The following is a 25392-nucleotide window of genomic DNA, read 5'->3' as shown; positions in this document are numbered from 1 at the left end:
GACCGACCCTCGACCGCCGTCACCCCCTTCCGTACAGCTCCTCGATCTCCTTCGCGAAGTCCCGTGCAATCGCCTCCCGCTTGAGCTTGAGGGAGGGCGTCAGGTGGCCGCTCTCCTCCGTGAAGTCCACCGGCAGCACCGCGAACCGGCGGATCGACTCCGCCCTCGACACCAGGCGGTTCGCGTCGTCCACCGCCCGTTGCAGCGCGGCCCTCAGTTCCTCGTCCTGTACCAGCACACTCAGCGGCACGTCCTGCTTCTTCTTCATCTGCCGCCAGTGCAGCAGCCCGTCCGGCTCCAGCGTGAGCAGCGCCGTGATGTACGAGCGGTTGTCGCCGATCACCATGCACTGGCCCACCAACGGATGTGCGCGCAGCCAGTCCTCCAGCGGTGCGGGCGCCACGTTCTTGCCGCGCCCGCCCGTGCCGAATCGTTTCTTCCGAGCAGCCTCGGGCGCCGCTACGGCGCGGTCTCCGGCGACCGCAACCACATCCATCTGCACCCGCTCACCGCGAAGGTCTTCGGCTTCCCCCGGGCCATCGCACACGGCATGTGGACCGTCGCCCGGTGCCTCGCGGAGGCGGACCCCGACGGCCGCATCACCCACGCACACGCCGAGTTCAAGGCACCGGTCCTGCTCCCCGCCACCGTCACCTACGCGGCCGGGGCGGGGACCTCCAGCTCCACAGCGGCGGCCGCGTCCACCTCACCTGCCGTACGGCTACGGGGACGACGAGGACGGAGTCCACCGCTTCCCGCTCATGAGGTTCTCCAGGCCCGCCCACGCGAAGTTCATCAGGGTCGCCGCGGTGTCCTTGGCCGAGGCACCCGGCGTCACGTTGGCCCACCCGGCCAGCGACTCCGCGGCCCCCACCAGCGCATGGGCGAGGCCGGCCACCTCGCGGTCGGCCAGTTCCTCGGACGTTCCGGACGAACTTCCCCCGGGGGACACGGTGCAGCCCGCCTCCGCCGCGGCCGCCGCGATCAGCAGCGTCACCAGCGTGACGATCTCCTCGCGCATCGCGGCGACCTCCGCCGCGAAGGGCTCCCCGTGCGTACGGGCCTGATTACTCAGCACCGCCCACCCGTCGGGGTTCTCCGCCGCGTGCGCGAAGAACGCGAGCAGCCCGTTCCACAACTGCCGGTCGGCCGGTACACCGGGGGTGACTCCGCCCTGTACCGCCGATACCAACGCCGCAGCCTCCCGGCGGATGCACGCGGTGAAAAGCTCCTCCTTGGAGTTCAGGTACAGATAGACGAGCGGCTTCGAGACTCCGGCGAGCTCCGCGATCTCATCCATCGACGCGGCCCGGTACCCCCGCTGCCCGAACGTCGCCACCGCGGCGTCGAGCATCTGCTGCTCCCTCACCGCGCGCGGCATCCGTTTGCCCTTCACCGCACCTGCCACAGAAATCCCTCCGCCCCGCACGCCTACTCGTAAGTAAGCGTACGGGGCGGAGGGTTGCGACCGATCCGATCAGGACGTTCGGTGATCAGGTCGGCCGGGCGGAGCCGAACCGATACGAACTGATCAGAGCGACAAGGGTCAGGCGGCGACCGGCACCGGAACCTTCTTCTCGGCGCCGCCCGCCTCGTGGCCGTGGATAGGCGAGGACGTGGCCGAGTTGTAGGCGTCGTGGTCCAGGATCTTCTCCCTGGCGGCGACGATGACCGGGACAAGCGCCTGACCTGCGACGTTCGTCGCCGTGCGAATCATGTCCAGGATCGGGTCGATGGCCATCAGCAGGCCCACGCCCTCCAGCGGGAGGCCCAGCGTGGAGAGGGTCAGCGTCAGCATGACCGTAGCGCCGGTCAGGCCGGCCGTGGCGGCCGAGCCGATCACCGAGACGAAGGCGATCAGCAGGTAGTCGCCGATGCCGAGCTGGACGTCGAAGATCTGCGCGATGAAGATCGCGGCAAGTGCCGGGTAGATCGCGGCGCAGCCGTCCATCTTGGTCGTCGCGCCGAACGGGACGGCGAAGGACGTGTACTCCTTCGGCACGCCGAGCCGCTCGGTGACCTTCTGGGTGACCGGCATGGTGCCGACCGAGGAGCGGGATACGAAGGCGAGCTGGATCGCGGGCCAGGCTCCCTTGAAGAACTGGAGCGGGTTGACCTTGGCCACCGTGGCGAGGAGCAGCGGGTAGACGCCGAACATCACCAGGGCGCAGCCGATGTAGACGTCGGCGGTGAAGGTCGCGTACTTGCCGATGAGGTCCCAGCCGTAGTCGGCGATGGCGTAGCCGATGAGGCCGACGGTGCCGAGCGGGGCGAGGCGGATGACCCACCACAGGGCCTTCTGCAGCAGCTCCAGTACGGCTTCGCTGAGGGTGAGGATCGGCTTGGCGCGGTCGCCGAGCTTCAGCGCGGCAATGCCGGCGACGGCGGCCATGAAGACGATCTGCAAGACGTTCAGCTCGGTGAAGGGCGTGATGACGTCTGTCGGCACGATGCCGGTCAGGAAATCGATCCAGGAGCCGGAGTTCTCGGGCTTCTGGCCGTCCTTGGGGGTGAGGCCGGTGCCCGCGCCCGGGTCCGTGAGCAGGCCGATCGCGAGGCCGATGCCCACCGCGATCAGCGACGTGATCATGAACCAGAGGAGCGTACGGGAGGCCAGTCTGGCAGCGTTGTTGACCTTGCGCAGGTTGGTGATCGACACGACGATGGCGAAGAAGACCAGAGGGGCCACGGCCAGCTTCAGCAGCTGGACGAAGATTCCGCCGATCTGGTCCAGGGTGGTCTTGAGCCAGCTGACGTCCTGGCTGCGGGCGAGCCAGCCGAGCAGGACGCCGAGCACCAGGCCGGCGACGATCTGGGCCCAGAAGGGGACCTTGGTTATCCGGGACACGGACACACTCCGGGGTTGACGCACACGCTGCCGTTCGGGAAGCGCGGGGGAAGGGGTGCGGCTGACCGTGGATGTGCGGCGCCGCTGCTGTTTCGTCGCTCAGCGGCAACAGGCCGCGGACGTGCAGCGGCAGAGATCGACATGCAGACGCGCCACGAGCGGAGTGCCCGGGTGAGCGCGGTACAGAGCTGCAGTCTTCATGCCGAACAGGTTAACACCTGAACTTTGAGAACCTCAAAGCCCTGCTTTGGGGCTCCGGCCGGCCCTCCGGCCCGGAAAAGGCCGACGCCCCAGGGCTCAAGGGCCTGGGGCGTCGCGCACTCGGCGCATGTGTGACGAACCTTACGGGCGACCTGACAGAGCGCTTACGCGGTCCGCGCCGCGTCGTCGGCGGCGTCCTCCTGGCTGCGGTTCTCGTTCAGCCGGGCCTTCACATTGCCGACGCGGTCGACGATCTGCTCGGACATCGCGTCGCGCTGCTTGCGCAGCAGCACGAAGCTGAGCGGCGCGGAGACGACGAGCGAGAGCAGCAGGACCCACATGAGGTTCGAGTCGCCCAGCCCGGCCGGCACGACGCCGAGTCGGACGAGGCCCCAGACGGCGAAGAAGCAGCCCACGAAGACGGCAAGACGCATCGCGGTGTAGCGGAACGTGGCGCTCGGCTTGGGGGGCACGGCGAGCCTTCTCTCTGTCATTCGCGTTCGACGATTTCTGCCCGACCAGTGAAGCACGTGCCTTTTGTGATCAATTCAGCGGGAGCAGCATCACGATGTCGTCGCGGTCGTCGCCCTCCGCGACACGGATCGCACCGGGAACCCGGCCGACCTCCTTGTAGCCGCACGCGGCGTAGAAACGGTCGGCGCCGGTGCCTCCGCGGCAGGTGAGGCGGATCGCCTCGATGCCTGCGAGAGTGCGGGCGGAGTCCGCGGCGGCGGCCATCAGGTCGCGGCCGTACCCCTTGCCCTGGTGGCGGGGGTGGACCATGACCGTGTAGAGCCAGAGCCAGTGCTTCATGAGCTGGTGGGTGTTGAGGGTGAGGAAGGCGGTCGCGGCGACCGCGCCGTCCTGGTCGTACCCGACGAGCAGCCGGGTGCGGCGCTCGGCCATGGCGGCGAGGTGCTTGACCAGTTCCGGCCGGACGATGTCGGGGGTGACGGGCGGCACGAAGCCGACGGCGCCGCCCGCGTTCGAGACATCGGCCCAGAGGGTGAGGACGCCGTCCCGCAGGGCGGGTTCGATCTTCGGATCCAGCCGGAAGGTAAGGCTCATGCGGGGATGTTAGCCATTACGCACAATCGGGCTCAAGCGGCGTCCACCACGCGAGAAGCCCCAGCACGGGGCCGGGGCTTCGCACGTGATCGGGACGGCTGCGTCACACCGCCGCGTCAGGCTTTCCGTATCGGACGGGTGTGCCGGACTGCCGGCTCAGACCCTCATCGGCTGCGGGGACTCCCGGCGCGACTCGTCCGGGCCCGGGTACTCGCGGATGATCTCGTAGCGGGTGTTCCGCTCGACCGGGCGGAAGCCCGCGTCCCGGATCAGCTCGAGCAGGTCCTCGCGGCCCAGCTTGTTCGGCGTGCCGTAGTTGTCGGCGTCATGCGTGATCTTGTACTCGACCACCGAGCCGTCCATGTCGTCCGCCCCGTGCTGCAGCGCCAGCTGAGCCGTCTGCACACCGTGCATGACCCAGAACACCTTGACGTGCTGGACGTTGTCGAAGAGCAGGCGCGAGACCGCGAAGGTCTTGAGCGCTTCGGCGCCGGTCGCCATGGTCGTACGCGCCTGGAGGCGGTTGCGGACCTTGCCGTCCTGCATGTCCACGAAGTCGTGCTGATAGCGCAGCGGGATGAAGACCTGGAAGCCGCCGGTCTCGTCCTGCAGCTCACGCAGCCGCAGTACGTGGTCCACCCGGTGCCGCGGCTCCTCGATGTGCCCGTACAGCATCGTGCACGGGGTCTTCAGACCCTTCTCGTGCGCGAGGCGGTGAATGCGCGACCAGTCTTCCCAGTGGGTGCGGTGGTCGACGATGTGCTGTCGGACCTCCCAGTCGAAGATCTCCGCGCCGCCGCCGGTGAGGGATTCGAGCCCGGCCTCGATCAGCTCGTCGAGGATCTCCGACGCGGACAGCCCGGAGATCGTCTCGAAGTGGTGGATCTCGGTTGCCGTGAACGCCTTGAGGGAGACGTTGGGCAGCGCCTTCTTCAGCTCGCTCAGCGACCGCGGGTAGTACCGCCAGGGCAGGTTGGGGTGGAGTCCGTTGACGATGTGCAGCTCGGTGAGCTTGTCGTTCTCCATCGCCTTGGCGAGGCGGACGGCCTCCTCGATGCGCATGGTGTACGCGTCCTTCTCGCCCGGCTTGCGCTGGAACGAGCAGTACGCGCACGACGCGGTGCACACGTTCGTCATGTTGAGGTGCCGGTTGACGTTGAAGTGGACGACGTCGCCGTTCTTGCGCGTACGGACCTCGTGGGCGAGGCCGCCCAGCCAGGCCAGGTCGTCCGACTCGTAGAGGGCGATCCCGTCCTCCCGGGTCAGCCGCTCACCGGAACGGACCTTCTCCTCCAGCTCGCGCTTGAGCCCAGCGTCCATCCGGCGCCTCCCATTACGTCTGTCGATCGAGCTCCACCACCGTACTCCCCCGCCCTCCGCGGCCGGGGAACCCCCATGGCACTTCGCGTCAGCCCTCCTCGGGCAGCTCGCCGACCCGGTTCTCCCACTTGGTCGAGAGCACGATGGTGGTACGGGTCCGGGAGACGCCCTTGGTGCCGGACAGCCGGCGGATCGTCTTCTCCAGGCCGTCCACGTCGTTCGCCCGCACCTTGAGCATGAACGAGTCGTCGCCCGCGATGAACCAGCAGTCCTCGATCTCCGCGAGGTCCTTCATCCGGCGCGCCACGTCCTCGTGGTCGGCGGCGTCGGAGAGCGAGATGCCGATCAGCGCGGTGACGCCGAGGCCCAGCGAGGCCGCGTTGACGGTCGCCCGGTAGCCGGTGATGACTCCCGCCGTCTCGAGACGGTTGATCCGGTCGGTCACGCTGGGCCCGGAGAGCCCCACGAGCCGTCCGAGCTCGGCGTACGAGGCCCTGCCGTTTTCCCGGAGGGCCTGGATGAGCTGCCTGTCCACCGCGTCCATATACCTGGAGCCTTCCATTGTTCAGCGATCCAGCAAGTCTATAAGGAGAATCTAAGGCGTGCAGGGCGAAAACCCTGCGAATCTTACCGAATGATCGAAACTGCTGGTCCGCTGCTAGTCGGCTCGAGAGCCACCGAGCTCACCCTCCCAGCGGCGGTACAGCTCATGCGGTACACCGGCCGCGTCGAGCACCCGGCCCGCCACGAAGTCCACCAGGTCCTGGATGTGCGTCGCACCCGCGTAGAACGCCGGGGACGCTGGCAGCACCACGGCGCCCGCCTCGTCCAGCGCCACCAGCTGCTTCAGCGTCTGTCCGTTCAGCGGAGTCTCCCGTACGGCGACCACCAGCCGGCGCCGCTCCTTGAGCGTCACGCTCGCCGCCCGCTGCAGCAGGTCCTTCGACAGTCCCAGCGCCACTCCGGCCACGCACGCCGTGCTGGCCGGGACGATCAGCATGCCCTTGACCGGGTACGAACCCGAGGACGGCCCTGCCGCCAGGTCCCCGGCGGCCCAGTACCGTACGTCGTCCACATCGGCCACGAAGGTCCCAGGCTTGCCGTCCGCGCCCCGCGCCAGCCACGCCGCCAGGTCCTCACGCCAGTGCGCGTCCCGGAACGCGATGCCCGTCTCGTCGAGCAGCGTCAGCCGCGAGGCCCGGCTGACCACCAGATCCACGCTCTCGCCCGCGGCGAGCAGCCCGCGCAGTACGGCGGCGGCGTAAGGAGTCCCGGACGCGCCGGAGACACCGACGACCCACGGACGTCGCTGCTGGGTGTGTTCATCTCCGTACGTTCCGGGCTTCACGCGTCCGAGCCTATCCGGCCGCGCAGGACCGGAACCCGGCCGCCCGTCCCGTGCGTTGAGCACGGCGAGGGGAAGGGGCACGGGATGGCGTACGGACCATACGAACCGGTGGCGGCGCGGCCTGCGGGGCGACCGACCGTAGCGGCGGCACGGACCGCCAGGATCAGGACAGCGGCCGTACTGATGGCCGGCTGGGTGGCGCTGCTCTGGGTGCTGGAAGCGGTCGACACCGCGAGCGGCCACGCTCTCGACCAGTACGGCGTATCACCCCGTGACATCGGGGAGCTGCGGGACGTCGTGCCCTCGGCCTTCCTGCACTTCGGCTATGACCACGTGGCGTCGAACACCGTCCCGCTGCTGATCCTCGGCTTCCTCGCCGCACTCTCGGGCATACGCCGTTTCGCGGCCGTGGTGGCCGTGATCATCCTGGCCAGCGGTCTGGGAGAGTGGCTGACGGCGCCGGTCAACAGCATCTCCGCGGGCGCATCGGGCGTGGTCTTCGGCCTCTTCGGTTATCTGCTCGTGCGCGGTTTCGTGGATCGCCGGGCGGTGGACATCGTCATCGGCGTGCTGGTCGCCGCCGTGTACGGCTCGTCGATGCTGTGGGGTGTGCTGCCGGGCAACGCCGCGGTGAGCTGGCAGGGGCACCTGTTCGGGCTGATCGGCGGCGTGGCGGCGGCGTTCCTGTTCCGCCGCCGGGCGGCAGTGGGCACCGCGGCCGGGGGCTGATCCGGCTGGGCCGTTCCCCCCGACCGGTCCTTTGATCAATCGCCGGTGGCGGAGGGGCCGGACCCCTGAGTGGCTCGACCCCGTCGAGCCACCTACAGACTCAGTCCCCGTACCACCAGGTCGAGCAGGGCGCAGACGAACAGCGCTATCCCGATGAAGCCGTTCACCGTGAAGAACGCCCGGTTCAGACGGGACAGGTCGTGCGGCTTGACGATCGTGTGCTCGTACACGAAAGCCGCCGCGACGACGGTCAGGCCGAACCAGAAGAACGCGCCGGCCCCGGTCGCCAGGGCGTACCAGACGAGCAGCACCGTGGTCAGGAGGTGGCATGCCCGCGCCCCGTACAGCGCACCGGGCACACCGAAGCGGGCCGGTACCGACATGACTCCCTCGGCGCGGTCCGCCTGGACGTCCTGGCAGGCGAAGATCAGGTCGAAGCCACCGATCCAGACACCCACGGCCAGCCCGAGGATCACCGCGTCCCAGGACCACTCCCCCGTGACGGCAATCCAGGCGCCGACTGGGCCGATGGCCTGGGCCAGGCCCAGGATCGCGTGCGGGTAATTGGTGAATCGTTTCCCGTACGGGTAGACGACCATCGGGATCACGGCGACGGGAGCGAGCGCCAGACAGAGCGGGTTCAGCAGCGCGGCGGCCCCGAGGAAGACGACGACGGCGACACCCGCGCCGGTCCAGGCGGACCGCACCGAAACCGCTCCGGTCACCAGCTCACGTCCGGCGGTGCGCGGATTACGGGCGTCGATCTCGCGGTCGATGATCCGGTTGCAGGCCATGGCGAAGGTCCGCAGGCCCACCATCGCGACCGTGACCAGCAGGAGGGTGACCCAGTGGATGTTCCGGTCCAGCTGGAACATCGCGGTGAGCGACGCGATGTAGGCGAAGGGCAGCGCGAAGACCGAGTGCTCGATCATCACCAGCCGCAGGAACGCCCTCACCCTGCCGGGCGGCGCGGGTTGGGGTCCGAAGAGGTCCGAGGTCGCGGAATCAGCACTCATCGTCAGAACCCGTACTCGTTCCACCGGCGGTCGACCTTCGCCGACGTCTCCGGGTCGGACTCGACCATGTCGGGCCAGCCGCCGTCCCGGGTGTAGCCCTCCTCGGGCAGCTTCTTCGTCGCGTCGATGCCTGCCTTGCCACCCCAGAACTGCTGGTAGGAGGCGTGGTCGAGGTGGTCGACCGGGCCCTCGACCACCGTGAGGTCGCGGGCGTAGTCGGTGTTGCCGAGCGCCCGCCACGACACCTCGTGCAGGTCGTGGACGTCGCAGTCGGAGTCCACGACCACGATCAGCTTGGTCAGGGACATCATGTGCGCGCCCCAGATCGCGTGCATGACCTTCTGGGCGTGCTTGGGGTACTTCTTGTCGATCGAGACGATCGCGCAGTTGTGGAAGCCACCCGACTCCGGCAGGTGGTAGTCCACGATGTCGGGCACGATGATCTTGAGCAGCGGGAGGAAGAAGCGCTCGGTGGCGCGGCCCAGCGGCCCGTCCTCCGTCGGCGGCCGGCCCACGACGATCGACTGCAGCAGCGGACGCTTGCGCATCGTGATGCAGTCGATCGTCAACGCGGGGAACGGCTCCTGCGGCGTGTAGAAGCCGGTGTGGTCCCCGAACGGCCCCTCCGGCAACATCTTGCCGGGCTCCAGCCACCCCTCGATGACCACCTCGGCCTGCGCGGGCACCTGGAGCGGCACGGTCTTGCAGTCGACCATCTCGATCCGCTTGCCCTGCACGAAACCGGCGAACAGGTACTCGTCGATGTCCCCCGGCAGCGGCGCGGTGGACGCGTACGTCACGGCGGGCGGGCAGCCGAAGGCGATCGCGACCGGCAGCCGCTCCCCGCGCTTGGCGGCCACCTGGTAGTGGTTACGGCTGTCCTTGTGGATCTGCCAGTGCATGCCGATGGTGCGCCGGTCGTGGCGCTGGAGCCGGTACAGCCCGAGATTGCGGACCCCCGTCTCCGGGTGCTTGGTGTGCGTCAGGCCGAGGTTGAAGAAGGAGCCGCCGTCCTGCGGCCAGGTGAAGAGCGCCGGCAGCAGGTTCAGGTCCACGTCGTCGCCGGTGAGGACGACCTCCTGCACCGGAGCGTTATCGGACTTCACCTTCTTCGGCGGTACGTGCGTCATCGCGCCGAGCTTCCCGAAGGCCTCGCGTACCCCGATGAAGCCCTGCGGCAGCTCCGGCTTGAGGAGCCCGCCGATCTTGTCGCTGATCTCCCCGTAGGACTTGAGGCCGAGCGCCTTGAGCAGTCGCCGGTCGGTCCCGAAGACATTCATCGCCAGGGGCATCGCGGAGCCCTTGACGTTCTCGAAGAGAAGCGCAGGGCCGCCGGCCTTGTTCACCCGGTCGACGATCTCCCCAACCTCCAGGTAAGGGTCGACTTCGGCCTTGATGCGCTTGAGGTCACCCTCGCGCTCCAGCGCCCGGAGCAGCGAGCGAAGATCGTCGTAAGCCATGCCGTCCAGTATCGGCCACCCGCTACCCTGGCCCCGTCACCGGGGCCGGAAAGGCCCGTCACCGCTCCCTGGGGGGACCTGCACCACCATGATCAGATATCTGCCGTTCATCCTGATCCTGGCGCTGACGATCTACGCCTTCATCGACTGCCTGAACACCCCCGAGGACGAGGTCAGGCACCTTCCCAAGGTCGTCTGGGTCATCATCATCCTCCTCTTCTCCATCGTCGGGCCGATCGTCTGGTTCGCGGCCGGGAAGCTGCGCCACGCCCCTGCCGGGGGCCGTACGCCTTCGGAATGGCACCGCAATCACCGCAGTGAGTGGGTCGCCCCGGACGACAATCCCGACTTCCTGAAGCATCTCAAGGACGAGAACAAGAAGGACGAGTCGCTGCTGAAGGACTGGGAGGCGGACCTGCGCCGCCGCGAGGAGGAGCTCAAGAAGCGCGACGAGAACGGCCGCGCGAATGGTGAGGACACACCTCCGCCCGCACCATGAGGGACATGGACGGGACGCCGGCACGGACACCGGCAGAGCCACCGGCAGGGACGCTGACACGGTCACTGGCCCTGGACTGGCTCGCGACCGCCGTCGCCGAGGCGCGGGCCGGTCTCGCCGAGGGTGGCATCCCGGTCGGCGCGGCCCTGTACGGCGCCGACGGGACTCTGCTCGGCCGCGGCCACAACCGCCGCGTCCAGGACGGCGACCCGTCTCTTCACGCGGAGACGGCCGCGTTCCGGGCGGCCGGGCGCCAGCGCTCGTACCGCGGTACGACGATGGTCACCACCCTCTCGCCCTGCTGGTACTGCAGCGGACTGGTGCGGCAGTTCGGGTTCTCGCGAGTCGTGGTCGGCGAGGCCGAGACGTTCCGGGGCGGGCACGACTGGCTGGCGTCGCACGGGGTGGAGATCGTGCTGCTGGACGACGCGGAGTGCACGGCCCTGATGCGTGAATTCATCAGGGAGCATCCGGCCCTCTGGAACGAGGACATCGGCGAAGGCTGAGTCTTCGCCCCCGTCACGCCCGTCCGACGTCACCGCCCCGCTGTCACTCCCGGTCCGCGTACTCCGCCCGCAGCCGCGACCACCGGTCGGCCGTCCAGTCGGACCAGGCCGACGAGTCGTGCGGACGCCCGTCGAGCGCGTCCGTGAGGTACTCGAGACGGCTGTGCCACCCGGCGAGGCAGTCCAGCCGCTCGGCGTCCGTGCCCCGCCTCTCGTTGGTGAAACGAACCACCGTCGAGTCCGTTCCCACCGCCTGCAGGTGGAACCGGATCCGCCCGTGGACGCTCACGGTGTACTCGGCGACACGCTCGGGGTCCCAGGCGGTGACCGTGCCGGTGGCCACCGTTGAGCGGCCCTCCGCATCGGTGTTGAGCCATCGCAGGGCGACCGCGCCGCCGATGTGGTGCTCCAGCTCGTCGGCGGCGGCGAGCCACTCCCGCAGTCCTTCCGGCGTGGTCACGGCGGCCCAGATCCGGTCCGCGGAATGCGGCAGATGCAGCTCGAACCGCAGGACGTGGACATCCCCCTCCCGTGTCTCGGAGGTACCGTACGGGACGGTTTCGGCCATGCCACCAGCCTGACCCGACGGGATGCGATCCGCACCCCGCGCGACGCAGGTGCCGCGCCTTGCGGCGCCGGTGGACGTGCGTGGGGTGCGGGTGCGTCAGACGCCGGCGTACGAGTGCTTGCCGGTGACGAAGATGTTCACGCCGTAGTAGTTGAACAGCCAGCAGCCGAAGGCCACCAGCGCCAGGTAGGCCGCCTTGCGGCCCTTCCAGCCGGCCGTGGCACGGGCGTGCAGGTAGCAGGCGTACGCGACCCAGGTGATGAAGGACCAGACCTCCTTGGGGTCCCAGCCCCAGTAGCGGCCCCAGGCGTCGCCCGCCCAGATCGCGCCCGCGATGATCGTGAAGGTCCACAGCGGGAAGACCGCGGCGTTGACCCGGTACGCGAACTTGTCCAGCGAGGCGGCCGACGGCATCCGCTCCAGTACGGACGTGGCGAAGGAGCCCGGCTTGCCGCCGCGGGCCAGCTTGCTCTCGTAGCCGTCCCGGAAGAGGTAGAGCAGTGTGCCGACGGCACCCAGGTAGAAGACGGCGCCGCAGAAGATCGCGGTGGAGACGTGGATCCACAGCCAGTACGAGTCGAGCGCCGGGACCAGCTGGTCGCTGTCGGTGTAGAGCCACTTGGTGGCGATGCCCAGGTCCAGCAGGACGGTGGTGACCAGGGCGAGTCCGAGCCAGCGGACGTTCTTCCTGGCGGCCAGGAAACCGAGGTACGTGCCCACCGCCACCGTGGAGAAGGTGATGGAGAACTCGTACATGTTGCCCCAGGGCGCGCGCTGCACCGACAGGGCGCGCGCCACCACGCCGCCCGCCTCGACGAGGAACGCGAGGGCGGTCAGCGAGACGGCGATACGTCCGTACAGGTCGCCTTGTACATCCCCGCCGGCCGCGCCGGGTCCGTCCGGGACGTCTCGCGTTCCGGCGGCGGACCGCGTGACGACCTTGGGCTTGTCCAGGACGGCGGTGCCTCCGCCCTGCGTGGCGACCTGGACCTTGACGGTGGCAGCCTTGGCGGACTCGCCGGTCAGCGCGGCGGCCGTACGGCCGACCTTGCTGCGGCTGCCGAGGGCCCACTCGGCGATGTGCGCGAGGAAGGCGAGCGTGTAGACCGCCATCGACGAATAGATCAGAACGTTGCTGATGTTGGCCAGGTTCTCGTTGGCTGCGGCAGCGAGAGTCACGCGCGCGCTCCTTCGACAGGATTCTCAGAATCTGCGGAATCTGTGGCAGGCGCGGTGGGCGCCTCCGCATGCAGTGCTACGGCCAGATCGGCCAGCTCCTCCGGGAGCTTGGCGGACTCGCTGCGGCCGAGGCCGGCCATCTCGACGACGGTGACGCCGTCCGCACCCCGTACGGCCCGCACCCATACCCGGCGCCGCTGGATGAACAGCGATCCGACGAGTCCGGTGATGGCCGCCACTGCTCCGGCGAGGGCGAGGCCGCTGCCGGGCTGCTGCGAGATCTGGAAGGTGGCCCAGCGCTCCACACCCTCGAACTTCACCGTGCCGGCGCCGTTCGGCAGCGTCATGGTCTCGCCGGGCAGCAGCCGCTGCTTGAACAGCTGGCCCCGGGAGTCCTTGAACTCCTTCATCTTGCTGGTGTTGAGCTGGTAGACGTTCTGCGGCAGGCCCGAGTCCATCCGCAGGTCCCCGTGGTAGGCGGACAGGGCGAGTACGGGGAAGTCCAGCGCGGGGAACTGCGAGTACATCTGCCCCTTGCCCTCGCCCGCGAAGGTCGGCACGAAGAAGGCGTTGAAACCCAGCCCTTCCTCCTTGCCGCTCTTGTCGCGGTACCCGTCGCTCACCTTGACCGCGCCGGTGGAGGTGATGTTGGAATCGATGGGCAGCAGCGGTACGGCGTCCTTGTAGACGACCTTGCCGCGGGCATCGGTGACCGAGACGATCGGCGCGTAACCGTGCCCGAGGAGGTAGACCTTGGCGCCGTCGATCTCCAGCGGCTTGTTGACCTCGATGTCGGCCTTCCGCGGCTTGCCGTCCGCGCCCTCGGCGTAGGTGACGTGCGCGGTGAAGGTGCGGGGCGTGCCCTTCTGGGGGCCGCTTCGTTCGAACGTCGCGTCGAAGGAGTCGAGCGTGAAGCTGAACGGGGGGAGGTCGTCCGTGCTGAAGAGACTGCCGGACTTGAAGTTGTCGTACTGCGTGAGCGTGTTGGAGAAGCCGCCGCCCTTGAGGACGAGCTTGCCGCCCTCGGACTTGAAGAGCTGTCCGGCTGCGAAGGCCACCAGCATCACGATCAGCGCGAGATGGAAGAGCAGATTGCCCGCTTCGCGCAGATAGCCCTTCTCGGCGGCGACCGCGTCGCCGACCGTGTGGGCCCGGAAACGGCGCTTGTTCAGCAGGTTCTGAGCGGCCGAGAGCACCTGCTCGGGCTCGCCGGCGGTGCGCCAGGTCGTATACGCGGGCAGCCGGGTCAGCCGCTTCGGCGCGCCCGGCGGGCGGCCGCGGAGCTGGCCGGCGAACTGCCAGGTGCGGGGCACGATGCAGCCGATGAGCGAGACGAACAGCAGGATGTAGATCGCCGAGAACCACACCGAGCTGTAGACGTCGAACAGGCCGAGCTTCTCGTAGAGCGGGCCGAGGGTCTCGTGCCCGGCCTTCCAGTCGGCCACCTTGAGCTCGTCCACGCTGGTCTGCGGAATCAGCGAGCCGGGGATCGCTCCGAGCGAGAGCAGGAAGAGCAGGATCAGGGCGACCCGCATCGAGGTCAGTTGCCGCCAGAACCAGCGCGCCCAGCCGACGACACCGAGGGCGGGGAGGTTCCCGAGCTCTTCCACGGGGGCGGTGGACAGCTGGGAGCCGGCCGCGCCGAGGTCCCGCTCGTCCGTCGTTTCTGCCTTGCTCATGGACTCAGATCCCCACCGTGAAGCCGTTGGACCACGCCTGCATCTCGCTCACCATGCTGTCCCACACGCCGGTGACGAGCAGCAGACCGGTCGCGATCATCATGGCGCCGCCGATGCGCATCACCCACACGTAGTGCTTCTTGACCCAGCCGAAGGCGCCGAGCGCCTTGCGGAACGCCACCGCGGCGGCGACGAACGGGAGCCCGAGACCGAGGCAGTACGCGACCGTCAGTATGGCCCCGCGGCCCGCACTGGCCTGGTCGATGGCCAGGGTCTGCACGGCGGCGAGAGTCGGGCCGATGCACGGCGTCCAGCCGATGCCGAACAGCACGCCCAGCATGGGCGCCCCCACCAGGCCGGCCACCGGCCGCTGATGGAAGCGGAATTCGCGCTGGGTCAGCCAGGGCATCATGCCCATGAAGAAGAGACCCAGCAGGATGACCAGCGCCCCGAGCACCTTGGAGATGACTCCGCGGTTCTCCTGGAGGGTGGAGCCGAAGTAGCCGAAGAGCGCCCCGCCGGAGACGAAGACGGCGGTGAAGCCGAGGACGAAGAGACTCGCGCCGGCGACCATCCTGCCGCGTCTGGCCTCGGCCAGATCGGCGCCGCTGACGCCGGTGACGTACGACAGGTAGCCGGGGACCAGCGGGAGAACGCAGGGCGAGAAGAAGGAGACCAGGCCTCCGAGCACCGCGATGGGCAGGGCGAGGAGAAGAGCTCCGCCGAGAACCGTCTCGTTCATGCCGGCGGACGCGGCAACCGCAATCACGTGATCACTTCTCCGCGATCAGCGGATCGATCATCTTGCGCAGCTGTTCCTCGCTGACCGCCGCCAGGGTGCGCGCCGCGATCTTTCCATCCTTGTCGAGGACGATCGTGGACGGAATTGCCTGGGGGTTCAGGGTGCCTTTGGGGAAGCGCAGCATGAGCTTGCCGATCGGGTCGTACAGGCTCGGGTACGTGACACCGAATTTCTTCTCGAACTCGATCGCCGACTGCTTGCTGTTGTCGCGGGTGTTGATCCCGACGAACTCGACGCCCTTGGGTTTGGTGTCCCGGGCGGCCTTCGCCAGGTGCTTCGCCTCGGCCCGGCAGGGGGTGCACCACGAGCCCCAGACGTTGAGGACGACGACCTTGCCCTTGAAGTCGTCGACGTTCAGCGGCTTGCCTTCGAGGGTCTCCCCGTCGAGCTTCGGGGCGGGCTGCCGGTCCGCCTTGGCGACCGCGGAGATGCCTGTGCTGCCCGTCACATAGTTGGTGTTGCCGGATCCGCTGCTACTGCTGCCGGACCCGCTGCACGCCGTGGTCGTCAGCGCACCGGCCGCGGCCACGGCGGTCAGCAGAGCGGCACGACGGCGGTACGAGCGACGGCGGGGGGCGCGGTTACGGCTCATGTGAAAAGTTTCGCATGTGCCTTTCGGGGATCTTGCGCACCCCCCGGCGAAACGTTCAGGCGGTTGCGGTGAGGAACGACTTCCAGCCGCCTGCGGGCTGCTGGCCGGGCGCCAGCGTGCGGAGTCTGGCGAGGATCTGCGGGTCCTGTACGTCGATCCAGTCGGTGAACTGCCGGAAGGAGACGAGCCGTACGTCCTTTTTGTCCGCCATGCCCTTCAATGCCTCTTCTACAGCATCCATATAGATACCGCCGTTCCACTGCTCGAAGTGGTTGCCTATGAAGAAGGGCGCGCGGTTGGAGTCGTAGGCCCGCCGGAAGCCGCTGAGGTAGGCCCCGGTCGCCTGCTTCTTCCAGAACGGATAGTTCGAGGGCACGCCGTTCGTCGAATTCTTCGACTGGTTGGCGAGCATGTTGTAGTCCATCGAGAGCACCTCGAAGGAATGCCCGGGGAACGGCACGGCCTGCAACGGGAGGTCCCAGATGCCCTGCTTCTTGTCCGGCCACATCTGCAGGCCGCCGGACGAACTGGCGTCGTAGCGCCAGCCCAGCTTCTTGGCGGTCGGGAGCAGTTTGTCCTGGCCGAGCAGACAAGGAGTCCGGGCGCCGGCGAGTTCCTTCGTGTAGTCGAAGGGAAGCGGTTCGAGGTCGGTGAATCCGGTGTTCGTGCGCCAGTTGGTGACGAAGGACACAGCCTGGTCGATTTCGTTCTGCCAGTCCGCGGACGACCAATTGCCCACCGAACCGGAACCGCCGCAGAAGTGGCCGTTGAAGTGGGTCCCGATCTCGTGCCCGTCGAGCCATGCCTGCCGGAGGTTCTTGATCGTCTCCTTGACGTGGTCATCGGTCAGATAGCCGATGTCGGAAGCGCCCACCGGATTGTTCGGCGGCTTGTACAGGCTTTTCTTCGACTCGGGCAGGAGGTACAGCCCAGAGAGGAAGAAGGTGTACGCCGCGCCGTGGTCCTTCGCGAGTTTGAGGAAGCGCGGGAAGAGGCCGTTCCCCACCTCGCCCGCCCCGTCCCAGGAGAAGATGACGAACTGGGGCGGGGTCTGGCCCGGTTCGAGCGGGACCGGCTTCTCGGGCTGGTTCGGCTGCGGTCCGGTGTCGGCGGTGGAGCCGTCACCGATCAGCTTGACGTCCTCCTCCGTGGGGCCGCCCGTCCCTTTGCCGCCGCCCTTTCCGGATCCGGATGAGCCCAGACCGGACGTCCCGCCGGAGCCACAGCCGGCCATTCCGACCGCCGCTGCCGCCCCGAGTCCCAGTCCGAGCAGGCCCCTCCGACTGAAGTCGCGCATGTGACCGTCCCCCGCCCTCAACTCGCCCACTCAAGTCACGTCCATATAAACGGACAATCAATGAGAGGCCGGTGACGGGCAATCGGGTTCCGCGCCACTCCCACATCTTTTGGTAAAACCGCAGATGATCCAGACGGTGTTTTCCGGATCATGCCGGGCAGGCATGATCCGGAAGACACTCCCTGGGCCCGGACAGCGCCTAGGCGCCGAACGCCTTCGACTTCCCCTTCACCGGCTTGGCACCCGCCAGCAGATGCGCCGGAACAAGGTCCCGGGCGGGCTCGCTGTACCCGACGGACACGATCGCGTCTCCCCGGTACGTGAAGGAGGTCAGCGAGGCCAGCGTGCACTGCCGCCTGCGCGGGTCGTGCCACAGCCGGCGCCGTTCGGCGAAGCTCCGCACGATCCAGATCGGCAGCTGATGGCTGACACACACCGCCTCGTGGCCGCGGGCCCCCGCGCGCGCCGCGTCCAGGGCGCCCATCATCCGTACGACCTGATCGACGTACGGCTCACCCCAGGACGGCCGGAACGGATTGGTCAGGTGCCGCCAGTTTCCGGGCTTGCGCAGCGCGCCGTCGCCGACTCCGAAGGTTTTGCCCTCGAAGACGTTCCCCGCCTCGATCAGCCGCTCGTCGGTGACCAGGTCGAGGCCGTGGATCTTGGCGATCGGGGCGGCGGTCTCCTGCGCGCGCTCCAGCGGCGAGGACACGACATGTGCGATGTCGCGGCTCTCCAGATGCTCGGCGACCCTGTCGGCCATCTGCCGGCCGAGTTCGGAAAGGTGGTAGCCGGAGCGGCGCCCGTAGAGCACTCCGTCCGGGTTCTCGACCTCGCCGTGCCGCACGAGGTGGACGACGGTGATCTCGTCGCTCGCGCTCATGCCGCCGCCTCCGTGGCCTCTGCGGCCGCGCGGGCCGCTGCGGGGAGGGCGGCAGCGATGCGTTCGACCGCCCGCTCGTCGTGGGCCGTCGAGACGAACCAGGACTCGAAGGCGGACGGCGGCAGATAGACGCCCTGCGCGAGCATCGAGTGGAAGAAACCGGTGAAGCGGAAGGCCTCCTGCTTCTTCGCGTCCTCGTAGTCGCGCACCTCCTCGTCCGTGAAGAAGACCGAGAACATGTTGCTCGCCGTCTGCAGCCGGTGGGCCACGCCCTCCTTGCTGAGCGCGTCCGTCACCAGGGACCGGATCTCGCGCGACACCGCGTCGACCTTCTCGTACGCCGCGTCGTCCAGCAGCCGCAGCTGCGCGAGACCCGCGGCCGTGGCGACCGGGTTCCCGGAGAGCGTGCCCGCCTGGTAGACGGGGCCGGCCGGGGCGAGGTGGGCCATCACATCGGCACGGCCACCGAAGGCCGCGGCCGGGAAGCCGCCGCCCATGACCTTGCCGAAGGTCATCAGATCGGGCTCGACGCCGTCGATGCCGTACCAGCCGGCCTTGGACGTACGGAAGCCGGTCATGACCTCGTCGGAGATGTACAGCGCGCCGTTCTGCGCGCACAGGTCCTTGAGGCCCCGGTTGAAGCCGTCCTGCGGCGGTACCACGCCCATGTTGCCGGGCGAGGCCTCTGTGATCACACAGGCGATCTCACCGGGCTGCGCGGCGAACGCGGCGCGCACCGCTTCGAGATCGTTGTACGGCAGGACGATCGTGTCGCCGGCCTGGGCACCCGTGACACCGGGGGTGTCCGGCAGCCCGAAGGTCGCGACGCCCGAACCGGCCGCGGCCAGCAGGGCGTCCACATGGCCGTGGTAGCAGCCGGCGAACTTGACGACCTTGGCGCGGCCGGTGAAACCGCGGGCCAGGCGGATCGCCGACATGGTCGCCTCGGTGCCGGACGACACCAGACGTACCTGCTCCACGGGACCGATCCGGGCGACGATCTCCTCGGCCAGGGCGACCTCGCCCTCACCGGGCGTACCGAAGGAGGTGCCACGGGCGACGGCGGCCTGAACGGCCTCGATGACGGTGGGGTGGGAGTGGCCGAGGATCATCGGCCCCCACGAGCAGACGAGGTCGACGTACTCTCGGCCATCGGCATCGGTGAGGTACGGACCGGTACCGGACACCATGAACCGGGGCGTACCACCCACCGCACGGAACGCGCGCACGGGAGAGTTCACGCCGCCGGGGGTCACGAGGGACGCGCGGTCGAAAAGCGTCTGCGAAACTGGGGCTTCGTACGGATAGCTCACACAAGCCATGGTGTCAGAGGCCCGGACGGTCTTGCGGACAGGTGTTTCACTGCCCGGCCGTGGGGGAGGTCACTGACACGATGATCGGGTTGCGCGGCGGGTGCTGTGCCATCTACAAAGCATTCGGGTGAAAGTTATGCATCGCGGTGGCGGAGTGGGCGAGGGGACCGACGACCTGGGTCCCGAGCGTGCCCGGCGGAGCGGACGGCACCGGCGCGGGCGCGACGCGGAGGCCGCTGAAACGGGAAGCAGGAGTGGTGGCCGGGTGGGGGTGACGTACAAATACTTCGGTGCCCCCGACGGGGCCACGGCAGCCCGCGTGCCCATTTCGATGCGCCCCGAGGAACTCGGCGGTGACGAACTCGGCATGGGCGGAATGTTCACCAAGATCAAGCCGGAGACGATGGCCGCGATGGTCCTCACCGGCATCGAGGGAATACCCCTGCACAAGGTGCCCCCGCTCGAGCTCGTCGTACTCCACCCCGACTACGCGGTCGTCAAGCTTCCGATGACGGTGGTCGACCCCCTGCGCGGCATCGGCGAGGAGTCGGTCGGCGCGGCGGCCTTCATCTGGTCGACGGTCCCGGACCGGGGCGGCCCGCGCGACGCGTTCAACGTGTACCAGCTGCTCCATGAATGGCAGGATTTCTCCCACCGCCTGCACGAGGCGGGGCACCAGCCGTACTGCCTGGTCTGGCCCTGAGCCCCGCTCTCCCGCCCCGCCCCGCCCTGGAGCATCTCGCCGCTTCGCGCCCGCCGGTCTAAGGTGACCAACCGTGCGGCAGCAACAGCAGCAGACCGCCACGGACAGCGGTGACAGCGCCCTGCCCCCCTGTGCCGTGGTGACCGGCGCGGGCGGCCGGATCGGCGGAGCGACCCTGGAGGTCCTCGCGGACCGACTGCCGGAGCGATGGCGGCTCGTCTCCGTGGACCGCAGGCCGCACCCCCACGTCCCGGACGGCCTGCGGATGCGCGTACACCACCGTGCCGTCGACCTGACGGACGTCGCGGCCACCGAAGAGCTGTTCAGAGACCTCGCCGACCTTTTCGAGGTCCGGCACGTCATGGCCGTCGCCGGCGGCGCCGACCCGCACGACGGAGGACGCAGCGGATTCGAACTGCCGGACCCGACGGTCTTCCACGCCGGCGTCGGCGCCAACCTGCTGATGCCGTATCACGTCTTCCATGCCGCCCACGGTGTGATGCGGCACGTCCCCGGAGACCGCTCGGTGACTTTCTGCTCCTCAGTCAACGCCCTCGGCGCCTGGGGGCGGCCCGCCTACTCGGCCGCGAAGGCGGGGCTGATCGCCCTCGCCCGCACGCTCGCCGTCGCGACCGCTCCCGAGGGCATCCGGGTCAACGCCGTGGCCCCGGGCAGCGTCGTCGCTCCCGACGGAACGCTCGGACGGGAGGAGGACCCGGCCGTCGTCGCCGAGCTTCGGCGCTCCATCCCCCTCGGGAAACCGGCCACTCCGGACGATGTGGCCCGTGCCTTCGCCGCGCTGGCCCTGGACCTCACGCACGTCACCGGGCAGACCCTGGTCGTGGACGGCGGCCAGGACGCCCGGCGGCGGACGCCGAAGGTGTGATTCAGGCCATATTTGGCCGGGGAAGCCCTCTTGCCTCCACTCCCCGCGTGCCGATGCACAGAGCGTCGGCACCGACATCGAGGGAGACCCGCCGTGGGCGACATTCTGCTGGCTCTGTGCATCCCGCTCATGGTGTGCTCGAGCGGGATCTACGCCGGCTGTGAGTGCCTGTGGCGCCGGCGGCATCCAGCGCCCCCGGCCCCGTACACCCAGCACACCGCGAGATCCGCCGAGCACGAGCTGCTGGCCGCCGCGGAGGCCGTCGTCGCCGACTCGTACGCGGCGATCGGGGGCCTGTACCTCATGCCGGGCACGGCCCCGGGAGCGGACGCGGCCGACGGGCCTGACGCGGTTGCGGTCAGGGGTTCGGGTTCGGTGCCCAGTGCGGATCCCGGCCGGTCGACGCCAGCAGTTCCTCGAACGGCGTCGCCCCGTCCGGCATCGGGCACGGCTCCCCGAACACCTTCATCCGCCGGGCCGTCGGACCCATCTCCGCCACCAACGCGCCGAGCGCACGGACACCCTCCTCGTCCGGCGTGAAGTCCTGGCCGGTCGCACGGGCGAGATCCCAGACGTGCACGGTCAGGTCGAGCAGCACCATCGAGCCGACCGTGCGGGCCGGGAGGTTCATGGTTCCCGTTGTCCCCTCCTCGGCGCCGGGCACCGCCCACGCCTCTGCTAGCAGCCCGGTCTCCGCGGCGAACCGGCCGCGCCAGTCACCCTCCAGATAGTCCGGTGTATGCGAGAAGTCCGCCTCCTTCCTGGCCGCGAGCGCCTGGAAGCCGACCACCACATGGAACAGGTGGTTGAGCAGGTCGCGTACGTCGTAGTCGGCGCAGGGTGTGCGCTTCCCCAGCTGCTTGTCCTCCACGCCCCGCACCACGGGCTCCGCATGCGCGGCAGCCGCTTCGAGCAGGTCACTGATCCTGTCGGTCATGCGTCCGACGGTAAGAGCGCCCAGCCCGGGGCGGCTTGAAAAAACGCGACATAGGATCAGCGCCATGGCAGGTCCACGGAGCGACACCCGGGGCATCGTCGACCCCGGGGAACTCTTCGCGCGCGTACGCTTCCGCCGCCGGGAGCCGGCCGGTCCGCTGCGGCCGTATCTGGAGCACTACTGGCTGATCGACTGGGATCTGCCGGAGCCGTTCGCGTCGCATGTCGTCCCGCACCCGTCCGTGAACATCGTCTTTCAGCGGTACGGGCGGACCGGCGACTTCGGTGAGGTCGCCGGTATCGGGCTGGAACTCTTCGCCCAGAAGCTGGAAGGGCGCGGCCGGGTGTGCGGGATCCAGTTCCGGCCGGGCGGCTTCCGGCCGTTCCTGCCGGGCCGTCCGGTGTCGGAGCTGACCGGCCGGCGGGTTCCGCTCCCCGAGGTGTTCGCCGGCTTCTCGGCCACAGCTCCCGTGGTTCTCGGGCCGGAGGCGGAGGACGCCCGTGTCGCCGCGCTCGACGACTTCCTCCTCGCACTCGGCCCGGCACCCGATCCGCAGGCTGACCGGGCCATGGCCCTGGCGGACCGTATCCGCAGGGACCGGTCGATCCGCCGCGTCGACGAAGTCGCCGACGCGGCGGGCGTATCGGTGCGCTCACTCCAGCGGCTGTTCGCCGCGTACGTGGGCGTCAGCCCGAAGTGGGTCATCCTGCGCTACCGCATCCACGAAGCCCTGGAACGTGCCGGAACCGATGGCTCGGTGGACTGGGCCGGACTCGCAGCCGAACTCGGGTACAGCGACCAGGCACACCTGGTCCGCGACTTCACCGCCCGGGTGGGGGTGCCGCCGACGGCATACGGGCAGGGGCAGCCCGTCGTCAGAGCCTCGTCGTAGATTGCGGTCATGGAGACGGACGTACGGCTTGAGTCGTGGTCGGAGGGCGATTTCGGCCTGCTCCGGCGGAACAACGCATCCGAGATGACCGCCCACCTGGGGGGACCCGAGTCCGAGGAACAGCTCGTGGCGCGGCATCAGCGCTATCTGAACATCGAGGAGGCCGGTACGGGCCGGATGTTCCGGATCGTGCTGGCGGACACCGGTGAAGCGGCCGGGGCCATCGGGTACTGGGAGCGGGTCTGGCAGGGCGAGACGGTGTACGAGACCGGGTGGGGTGTGCTGCCCGAGTTCCAGGGCCGGGGCATCGCCGTCGCGGCGGCAAAGGCCGTGGTGGGGCACGCCGGATCGGCGGGCCGGCACTGGCAGCTCCATGCCTTCCCGTCCGTGGGCCATGCCGCCTCGAACGCGGTCTGCAGGAAGGCCGGCTTCGAGCTCGTCGGAGTCTGCACGTTCGAATACCCCAAGGGGCACTTCATGGATTCCAACGACTGGCGTACGGACCTCACTTCCCGCTGAGCGGCGGCACTGTGTCGTCGGGGCCGCACCCCGGGGCGGCCCCGGCCGCTGGGGCCGCGGCTCCGGCCGGAAATCTGTGGGCCCGGCGCTCCGGCCGGTGGCATGCTGGCGGCGTGAACGGTCCGGAGATCCATCTCACCTTCGCCCCTGAGCTGCGGCTATTCGCCGCGCCCGAACGCCGCCAGGGGCCGACCAAGGCCGTCACCGACGGGTCGTCCAGCCTCGGCCATGTCGTCGAGTCGATGGGCGTGCCGCTGACCGAGGTCGGCCGGCTGCTCGTCGACGGGCGCGAGATGCCGGTCTCACACGTGCCGCGGGCAGGCGAGACGGTGGAGGTGTGCGGGGTGGTGCGGCCGCAACGAGTACCGGGCGCACCGCTGCGCTTCCTGCTCGACGTACACCTCGGGACACTCGCGCGACGGCTGCGGCTTCTCGGCGTCGACGCTGCCTACGAGAGCGAGGACATCGGCGATCCAGGGCTCGCCACCCGCTCCGCGGCGGAACGACGGGTGCTGCTGTCCCGGGACCGAGGGCTGCTGCGGCGGCGCGAGATCTGGGCCGGGGCGTACGTCTACAGCGACCGTCCGGACGAGCAGCTCCGCGACGTGCTGGGCCGGTTCGCACCGGAGCTCGCCCCGTGGACCCGGTGCACCGCTTGCAACGGCCCGCTCCGCGACGCCGACAAGCAGTCGGTCGGGGCGCGCCTGGAGCACGGCACCCAGCGCACGTACGACGTCTTCGCGCAGTGCGCGGACTGCCAGCGGGTGTACTGGCGGGGCGCCCACCACGCGCGGCTGGAGGCGATCGTCGATGACGCGCTGCGCGAATTCGGCGACGCGGCGGCGTGACTAGGGATTTTCCGCCGTCAGGTACCGCTGCACGGTAGGCGCGATCCAGGCGATCACCTCATCCCGGCTCATCGCCACGGCGGGCGGGAAGCGCAGGACGTACCGGGCGATCGCCATGCCGAGGATCTGGGAGGCGGCGAGGGCGGCGCGGGCCGGGGCCTCGGCGGGGTCGGGGCAGACGCCGGCGGCGAGAGGGCCGAGCTGTTGCTTGAAGACGGCCTGCATGCGCTCCGCCCCCGCCGCATTGGTGACGCCGACGCGCAGCAGCGCGGTCAGGACGTCGTCCTGCTCCCAGCGGTCGAGGAAGTGACCGACGAGCACGGCTCCGATGTGCTTGCCCGGGAGCCCGCCCAGCTCCGGAAGCCGCAGATCGATCTCGGACGCGGCGGCGAAGAGCCCCTCCTTGTTGCCGTAGTAGCGCATCACCATCGACGGGTCGATTCCGGCGTCACGGGCGATGGCGCGGATGGTGGCACGCCCGTATCCGTCGGCCGCGAAGCGTTCGCGGGCGGCGTGCAACGGGCCGCCCGCTCCCTGCCCGCCCAGATTCTGAACACCGTGCGCCCCGCCGCCGACAGGGCGATGGGCATGATCTCCGGGATCGGCATCGCGTACGCCGCGGGGCGGGGAGCGCACCCCCTCGCCGGCAAGCGGGCCCCCGACCTCCAGCTCTCCGAGGGCCGCCTCTACGAACTGCTGCGGGCCGGTTTGTTCGTCCTGATCACCCCGCGGGACGCCTCGTTGTGCCCGCCTGTGCTCATCCGCCCCGACGGATACATCGCCTGGGCGGGCGACCAGCGGGACGACGACGCGCTGCGTAAGGCGCTGGCCCGGTGGACGGGCGGGCAGTGAGCCGAGGCTCCATCCGGCTATAAAGCGAGTCGCGCGGCCCAGGAGAGCCCTGAGCGACGCGAACCCGCCACGGGACCGTGGCGGGTTCGCGTCGTCGAGGCTGGTCGGCACGTCTGGCGTGTTCAGCCCGCGACCGGTGTCGCTACTGCTTACTACTCCTGGTTGACGTTGGCCTGGTTGGCGTCGCCGTCGCCCTGGTTGACGTTGGCCTGGTTGGCGTCACCGTCGCCCTGGTTGACGTTGGCCTGGTTGGCGTCACCGTCGCCCTGGTTGACGTTGGCCTGGTTGGCGTCGCCGTCGCCCTGGTTGACGTTGGCCTGGTTGACGTCGCCGTCACCCTGGTTGACGTTGGCCTGGTTGGTCTTGCCGCCGCCCTGGTTCACATTCGCCTGGTTGGTCTTGCCGCCACCCTGGTTCACATTCGCCTGGTTGACCTTGCCGCCGCCC

Annotated in this window: 29 protein-coding genes and 3 pseudogenes; 10 read left to right on the top strand and 22 right to left on the bottom strand. The window is 69.2% G+C overall.

All coding sequences use genetic code 11. The features are described from left to right. Nucleotides 1-19: 19 nt before the first annotated feature. Nucleotides 20-412, bottom strand: a pseudogene (locus tag AB0M62_RS23420) (long-chain fatty acid--CoA ligase); the annotation flags it as partial. 3 nt (nt 413-415) lie between these two features. Here AB0M62_RS23420 and AB0M62_RS23415 point away from each other — a divergent pair. Continuing rightward, a pseudogene (locus AB0M62_RS23415) lies at nt 416-670 on the top strand (MaoC/PaaZ C-terminal domain-containing protein); the annotation flags it as partial. 51 nt (nt 671-721) lie between these two features. On the opposite strand, the gene AB0M62_RS23410 reads toward AB0M62_RS23415, so the two are convergent. The 8 genes from AB0M62_RS23410 to AB0M62_RS23375 all read right to left on the bottom strand — a co-directional run bounded on the left by AB0M62_RS23410 (nt 722) and on the right by AB0M62_RS23375 (nt 6785). Continuing rightward, nucleotides 722-1381, bottom strand: coding sequence for a TetR/AcrR family transcriptional regulator (locus AB0M62_RS23410; RefSeq protein WP_366076280.1), 660 nt, complete (start codon nt 1379-1381; stop codon nt 722-724). 165 nt (nt 1382-1546) lie between these two features. Then, a complete protein-coding gene (locus AB0M62_RS23405) occupies nt 1547-2872 on the bottom strand; it encodes a dicarboxylate/amino acid:cation symporter (protein ID WP_366076230.1) in 1326 nt (441 codons plus the stop codon). Nucleotides 2873-2947: 75 nt separating this feature from the next. Further along, nucleotides 2948-3049, bottom strand: a complete 102-nt coding sequence (locus tag AB0M62_RS23400; RefSeq protein WP_366076229.1) for a putative leader peptide — start codon at nt 3047-3049, stop codon at nt 2948-2950. 164 nt (nt 3050-3213) lie between these two features. Next, nucleotides 3214-3543, bottom strand: coding sequence for a DUF4229 domain-containing protein (locus AB0M62_RS23395; RefSeq protein ID WP_366076228.1), 330 nt, complete (start codon nt 3541-3543; stop codon nt 3214-3216). 49 nt (nt 3544-3592) lie between these two features. Further along, nucleotides 3593-4117, bottom strand: a complete 525-nt coding sequence (locus tag AB0M62_RS23390; RefSeq protein ID WP_366076227.1) for a GNAT family N-acetyltransferase — start codon at nt 4115-4117, stop codon at nt 3593-3595. A gap of 156 nt (nt 4118-4273) precedes the next feature. Next, entirely contained in the window at nt 4274-5437 is a 1164-nt protein-coding gene (gene mqnE, locus AB0M62_RS23385; RefSeq protein WP_366076226.1) for an aminofutalosine synthase MqnE, read from the bottom strand. Nucleotides 5438-5525: 88 nt separating this feature from the next. Further along, nucleotides 5526-5981 carry an Lrp/AsnC family transcriptional regulator gene (locus AB0M62_RS23380; protein ID WP_366076279.1) on the bottom strand — a complete coding sequence of 152 codons (456 nt, stop codon included), beginning with the start codon at nt 5979-5981 and terminating at the stop codon, nt 5526-5528. Nucleotides 5982-6095: 114 nt separating this feature from the next. Further along, nucleotides 6096-6785 carry a UbiX family flavin prenyltransferase gene (locus AB0M62_RS23375; RefSeq protein ID WP_366076225.1) on the bottom strand — a complete coding sequence of 230 codons (690 nt, stop codon included), beginning with the start codon at nt 6783-6785 and terminating at the stop codon, nt 6096-6098. Between the two features lie 183 nt (nt 6786-6968). Between AB0M62_RS23375 and AB0M62_RS23370 the strand changes: the two genes are divergently transcribed. Further along, nucleotides 6969-7514 (top strand): rhomboid family intramembrane serine protease, encoded by a 546-nt coding sequence (locus tag AB0M62_RS23370; RefSeq protein ID WP_366076278.1) that lies wholly within the window; start codon nt 6969-6971, stop codon nt 7512-7514. A gap of 92 nt (nt 7515-7606) precedes the next feature. Here AB0M62_RS23370 and mqnP read toward each other — a convergent pair whose 3' ends face one another. Together mqnP and AB0M62_RS23360 are read right to left on the bottom strand one after the other, a co-directional pair. Further along, a complete protein-coding gene (gene mqnP / locus AB0M62_RS23365; protein WP_366076224.1) occupies nt 7607-8530 on the bottom strand; it encodes a menaquinone biosynthesis prenyltransferase MqnP in 924 nt (307 codons plus the stop codon). Between the two features lie 2 nt (nt 8531-8532). Beyond that, nucleotides 8533-9990 carry a menaquinone biosynthesis decarboxylase gene (locus tag AB0M62_RS23360; RefSeq protein ID WP_366076223.1) on the bottom strand — a complete coding sequence of 486 codons (1458 nt, stop codon included), beginning with the start codon at nt 9988-9990 and terminating at the stop codon, nt 8533-8535. Between the two features lie 88 nt (nt 9991-10078). Here AB0M62_RS23360 and AB0M62_RS23355 point away from each other — a divergent pair, with 88 nt between their 5' ends. Next, on the top strand, nt 10079-10489 hold the full coding sequence (locus AB0M62_RS23355; protein ID WP_366076222.1) for a PLD nuclease N-terminal domain-containing protein: 411 nt from the start codon (nt 10079-10081) through the stop codon (nt 10487-10489). Between the two features lie 53 nt (nt 10490-10542). After that, a complete protein-coding gene (locus tag AB0M62_RS23350; protein ID WP_366076277.1) occupies nt 10543-10995 on the top strand; it encodes a nucleoside deaminase in 453 nt (150 codons plus the stop codon). Between the two features lie 43 nt (nt 10996-11038). Here the strand turns inward: AB0M62_RS23350 and AB0M62_RS23345 are convergent, their stop codons facing one another. The 8 genes from AB0M62_RS23345 to hemL form a co-directional block, all read right to left on the bottom strand. Beyond that, entirely contained in the window at nt 11039-11563 is a 525-nt protein-coding gene (locus AB0M62_RS23345; protein WP_366076221.1) for an SRPBCC domain-containing protein, read from the bottom strand. A 96-nt stretch (nt 11564-11659) separates the two neighbouring features. After that, complete coding sequence (gene ccsB / locus AB0M62_RS23340; protein ID WP_366076220.1) at nt 11660-12742, bottom strand: c-type cytochrome biogenesis protein CcsB; 1083 nt, start codon at nt 12740-12742, stop codon at nt 11660-11662. Further along, complete coding sequence (locus tag AB0M62_RS23335; protein ID WP_366076219.1) at nt 12739-14421, bottom strand: cytochrome c biogenesis protein ResB; 1683 nt, start codon at nt 14419-14421, stop codon at nt 12739-12741. Before AB0M62_RS23335 ends, ccsB begins: the two co-directional genes overlap by 4 nt. A gap of 4 nt (nt 14422-14425) precedes the next feature. Further along, nucleotides 14426-15163: a cytochrome c biogenesis protein CcdA gene (locus AB0M62_RS23330; protein WP_366076276.1), complete on the bottom strand. Its 738-nt coding sequence runs from the start codon at nt 15161-15163 to the stop codon at nt 14426-14428. A gap of 31 nt (nt 15164-15194) precedes the next feature. After that, nucleotides 15195-15815 (bottom strand): TlpA disulfide reductase family protein, encoded by a 621-nt coding sequence (locus AB0M62_RS23325; protein WP_366076218.1) that lies wholly within the window; start codon nt 15813-15815, stop codon nt 15195-15197. A 55-nt stretch (nt 15816-15870) separates the two neighbouring features. After that, nucleotides 15871-17112 (bottom strand): hypothetical protein, encoded by a 1242-nt coding sequence (locus AB0M62_RS23320; protein ID WP_366076217.1) that lies wholly within the window; start codon nt 17110-17112, stop codon nt 15871-15873. A gap of 199 nt (nt 17113-17311) precedes the next feature. After that, on the bottom strand, nt 17312-17995 hold the full coding sequence (locus AB0M62_RS23315; RefSeq protein WP_366076216.1) for a histidine phosphatase family protein: 684 nt from the start codon (nt 17993-17995) through the stop codon (nt 17312-17314). Further along, nucleotides 17992-19308 (bottom strand): glutamate-1-semialdehyde 2,1-aminomutase, encoded by a 1317-nt coding sequence (gene hemL / locus AB0M62_RS23310; RefSeq protein ID WP_366076215.1) that lies wholly within the window; start codon nt 19306-19308, stop codon nt 17992-17994. The genes AB0M62_RS23315 and hemL overlap by 4 nt, the downstream gene beginning before the upstream one ends. A gap of 136 nt (nt 19309-19444) precedes the next feature. Between hemL and AB0M62_RS23305 the strand changes: the two genes are divergently transcribed. Together AB0M62_RS23305 and AB0M62_RS23300 are read left to right on the top strand one after the other, a co-directional pair. Then, nucleotides 19445-20011, top strand: coding sequence for a hypothetical protein (locus tag AB0M62_RS23305; protein ID WP_366076214.1), 567 nt, complete (start codon nt 19445-19447; stop codon nt 20009-20011). Between the two features lie 73 nt (nt 20012-20084). Then, nucleotides 20085-20897: an SDR family oxidoreductase gene (locus AB0M62_RS23300; RefSeq protein WP_366076213.1), complete on the top strand. Its 813-nt coding sequence runs from the start codon at nt 20085-20087 to the stop codon at nt 20895-20897. Between the two features lie 358 nt (nt 20898-21255). Here AB0M62_RS23300 and AB0M62_RS23295 read toward each other — a convergent pair whose 3' ends face one another. After that, nucleotides 21256-21834: a TIGR03086 family metal-binding protein gene (locus AB0M62_RS23295; RefSeq protein WP_366076212.1), complete on the bottom strand. Its 579-nt coding sequence runs from the start codon at nt 21832-21834 to the stop codon at nt 21256-21258. A 64-nt stretch (nt 21835-21898) separates the two neighbouring features. On the opposite strand from AB0M62_RS23295, the gene AB0M62_RS23290 reads away from it, so the two are divergent. The 3 genes from AB0M62_RS23290 to AB0M62_RS23280 all read left to right on the top strand — a co-directional run bounded on the left by AB0M62_RS23290 (nt 21899) and on the right by AB0M62_RS23280 (nt 24093). After that, nucleotides 21899-22726: a helix-turn-helix domain-containing protein gene (locus AB0M62_RS23290; RefSeq protein WP_366076211.1), complete on the top strand. Its 828-nt coding sequence runs from the start codon at nt 21899-21901 to the stop codon at nt 22724-22726. Nucleotides 22727-22735: 9 nt separating this feature from the next. Further along, nucleotides 22736-23245 (top strand): GNAT family N-acetyltransferase, encoded by a 510-nt coding sequence (locus tag AB0M62_RS23285; RefSeq protein WP_366076210.1) that lies wholly within the window; start codon nt 22736-22738, stop codon nt 23243-23245. A gap of 113 nt (nt 23246-23358) precedes the next feature. After that, nucleotides 23359-24093: a Mut7-C RNAse domain-containing protein gene (locus AB0M62_RS23280; RefSeq protein WP_366076209.1), complete on the top strand. Its 735-nt coding sequence runs from the start codon at nt 23359-23361 to the stop codon at nt 24091-24093. Here AB0M62_RS23280 and AB0M62_RS23275 read toward each other — a convergent pair whose 3' ends face one another. Continuing rightward, on the bottom strand, nt 24094-24612 hold the full coding sequence (locus tag AB0M62_RS23275) for a TetR family transcriptional regulator (RefSeq protein WP_366076208.1): 519 nt from the start codon (nt 24610-24612) through the stop codon (nt 24094-24096). 39 nt (nt 24613-24651) lie between these two features. Here AB0M62_RS23275 and AB0M62_RS23270 point away from each other — a divergent pair, with 39 nt between their 5' ends. Beyond that, nucleotides 24652-24945 (top strand): hypothetical protein, encoded by a 294-nt coding sequence (locus AB0M62_RS23270; protein WP_366076207.1) that lies wholly within the window; start codon nt 24652-24654, stop codon nt 24943-24945. A gap of 152 nt (nt 24946-25097) precedes the next feature. On the opposite strand, the pseudogene AB0M62_RS23265 reads toward AB0M62_RS23270, so the two are convergent. Further along, nucleotides 25098-25392: pseudogene (locus AB0M62_RS23265) on the bottom strand (hypothetical protein); the annotation flags it as partial.

The sequence above is a fragment of the Streptomyces sp. NPDC051219 genome (genome assembly GCF_040682335.1).
In the GTDB taxonomy this organism is placed as follows: domain Bacteria; phylum Actinomycetota; class Actinomycetes; order Streptomycetales; family Streptomycetaceae; genus Streptomyces.
Note: the sequence above shows the minus strand (reverse complement) of the source record. Positions and strands in the feature narration are given on the sequence as shown.

What these genes read in the sequence shown, in the direction of transcription:
- AB0M62_RS23305 (WP_366076214.1), top strand. Translation starts at nt 19,445, where the DNA reads ATGCATCGCGGTGGCGGAGTGGGCGAGGGGACCGACGACCTGGGTCCC.
- AB0M62_RS23360 (WP_366076223.1), bottom strand. Translation starts at nt 9,990, where the DNA reads ATGGCTTACGACGATCTTCGCTCGCTGCTCCGGGCGCTGGAGCGCGAG.
- AB0M62_RS23290 (WP_366076211.1), top strand. Translation starts at nt 21,899, where the DNA reads ATGGCAGGTCCACGGAGCGACACCCGGGGCATCGTCGACCCCGGGGAA.
- AB0M62_RS23410 (WP_366076280.1), bottom strand. Translation starts at nt 1,381, where the DNA reads ATGCCGCGCGCGGTGAGGGAGCAGCAGATGCTCGACGCCGCGGTGGCG.
- AB0M62_RS23335 (WP_366076219.1), bottom strand. Translation starts at nt 14,421, where the DNA reads ATGAGCAAGGCAGAAACGACGGACGAGCGGGACCTCGGCGCGGCCGGC.
- AB0M62_RS23320 (WP_366076217.1), bottom strand. Translation starts at nt 17,112, where the DNA reads ATGCGCGACTTCAGTCGGAGGGGCCTGCTCGGACTGGGACTCGGGGCG.
- AB0M62_RS23370 (WP_366076278.1), top strand. Translation starts at nt 6,969, where the DNA reads ATGGCCGGCTGGGTGGCGCTGCTCTGGGTGCTGGAAGCGGTCGACACC.
- mqnP (WP_366076224.1), bottom strand. Translation starts at nt 8,530, where the DNA reads ATGAGTGCTGATTCCGCGACCTCGGACCTCTTCGGACCCCAACCCGCG.
- mqnE (WP_366076226.1), bottom strand. Translation starts at nt 5,437, where the DNA reads ATGGACGCTGGGCTCAAGCGCGAGCTGGAGGAGAAGGTCCGTTCCGGT.
- AB0M62_RS23315 (WP_366076216.1), bottom strand. Translation starts at nt 17,995, where the DNA reads ATGAGCGCGAGCGACGAGATCACCGTCGTCCACCTCGTGCGGCACGGC.
- AB0M62_RS23285 (WP_366076210.1), top strand. Translation starts at nt 22,736, where the DNA reads ATGGAGACGGACGTACGGCTTGAGTCGTGGTCGGAGGGCGATTTCGGC.
- AB0M62_RS23400 (WP_366076229.1), bottom strand. Translation starts at nt 3,049, where the DNA reads ATGAAGACTGCAGCTCTGTACCGCGCTCACCCGGGCACTCCGCTCGTG.
- AB0M62_RS23380 (WP_366076279.1), bottom strand. Translation starts at nt 5,981, where the DNA reads ATGGACGCGGTGGACAGGCAGCTCATCCAGGCCCTCCGGGAAAACGGC.
- AB0M62_RS23345 (WP_366076221.1), bottom strand. Translation starts at nt 11,563, where the DNA reads ATGGCCGAAACCGTCCCGTACGGTACCTCCGAGACACGGGAGGGGGAT.
- AB0M62_RS23390 (WP_366076227.1), bottom strand. Translation starts at nt 4,117, where the DNA reads ATGAGCCTTACCTTCCGGCTGGATCCGAAGATCGAACCCGCCCTGCGG.
- AB0M62_RS23295 (WP_366076212.1), bottom strand. Translation starts at nt 21,834, where the DNA reads ATGACCGACAGGATCAGTGACCTGCTCGAAGCGGCTGCCGCGCATGCG.
- AB0M62_RS23355 (WP_366076222.1), top strand. Translation starts at nt 10,079, where the DNA reads ATGATCAGATATCTGCCGTTCATCCTGATCCTGGCGCTGACGATCTAC.
- AB0M62_RS23395 (WP_366076228.1), bottom strand. Translation starts at nt 3,543, where the DNA reads ATGACAGAGAGAAGGCTCGCCGTGCCCCCCAAGCCGAGCGCCACGTTC.
- AB0M62_RS23330 (WP_366076276.1), bottom strand. Translation starts at nt 15,163, where the DNA reads ATGAACGAGACGGTTCTCGGCGGAGCTCTTCTCCTCGCCCTGCCCATC.
- AB0M62_RS23325 (WP_366076218.1), bottom strand. Translation starts at nt 15,815, where the DNA reads ATGAGCCGTAACCGCGCCCCCCGCCGTCGCTCGTACCGCCGTCGTGCC.